General features: G+C 47.8%; 1 protein-coding gene. It reads right to left on the reverse strand.

Going from position 1 to position 255, the window contains the following annotated elements:
• On the reverse strand, positions 1–255 hold a 255-nt coding region (locus tag Xenpb_RS19590; protein ID WP_187655761.1), incomplete at both ends, for a transposase.

Consider the following 255-nt stretch of genomic DNA (forward strand, 5'->3'; position numbering starts at 1 on the left):
CGCCTCGCCTTTTGGCAGACTGATACCAAACTCCAGCAAAAAGGCGTGCATTTGGTTAGTGGTCTTTACCTTATCTTTGATGAGTGATTCTCTGACACGATGCAGTGCTCTCATCGCCTGTTGCGTCTCCGTTCTCGGCTGGACAAAACGCATTGAGGGGCGTGATGCTGCTTCACATATCGCCTCTGCATCAACGAAATCATTTTTGTTACTTTTGACAAAAGGACGAACAAACTGCGGAGATATCAGCTTCGC

The organism is Xenorhabdus sp. PB62.4 (genome assembly GCF_014467285.1).
Taxonomy (GTDB): Bacteria; Pseudomonadota; Gammaproteobacteria; order Enterobacterales; family Enterobacteriaceae; genus Xenorhabdus.